The organism is Alteromonas sp. ABH2_165 (assembly GCF_056159945.1).
On record NZ_JBSWWF010000029.1, the window covers coordinates 1 to 776 of the forward strand.

Consider the following 776-nt stretch of genomic DNA (forward strand, 5'->3'; position numbering starts at 1 on the left):
CGCTGGGACATCGGCACTGAACGAGCCGTCAGGCTGAACAGTGGCGGTGAAGGTTTGGGCATCTCCGTTTGAATCGGTCACCGTGATCGACACGGTTTCACCGGCAGGTAAGTCGGTGGTGCCTGATACCGTTGGCGTGGCGTCGTTACCTGTCGTCTGCGCGTCTAACGTTATGGTTGGCGCAGCGGTATCGATTTCACCGTTATTGTCGGTAGCCGTAGTGGCATTACCCGCAGCATCGGTTGCGGTTGCTTCAACGGTGTAAGCTCCGTCGGCCATATCGGCAGGGACATCGGCACTGAACGAGCCGTCAGGCTGAACAGTGGCGGTGAAGGTTTGGGCATCACCGTTAGCGTCCGTTACCGTGATAGACACGGTTTCGCCAGCCGGTAAATCGGTGGTACCCGAAACAGTCGGCGTCGCATCGTTACCTATTGTCTGCGCATCCAACGTAATGGTGGGCGCAGAGGTGTCGATTTCACCGTTGTTGTCGGTAGCGGTGGTCGCGTTACCTGCCGCATCGGTGACAGTGGCTTCAACGGTATAAGCACCGTCGGCCATGTCCGCTGGTACGTCTGCGCTGAATGAACCGTCAGGTTGTACGGTTGCGGTAAAGGTTTGGGCATCGCCGTTAGCGTCGGTCACCGTGATCGACACAGTTTCACCAGCAGGTAAATCGGTGGTGCCTGATACCGTTGGCGTCGCGTCGTTACCTGTTGTCTGCGCGTCCAACGTAATGGTTGGCGCTGCGGTGTCGATTTCACCGTTGTTGTCGG

Annotated in this window: 1 protein-coding gene; it reads right to left on the reverse strand. The window is 57.7% G+C overall.

Annotated elements, in window-relative coordinates; translation table 11 throughout:
* A partial coding sequence (locus ACXAFQ_RS20455) for an Ig-like domain-containing protein (RefSeq protein WP_474825214.1) occupies positions 1-776 on the reverse strand: 776 nt, incomplete at both ends.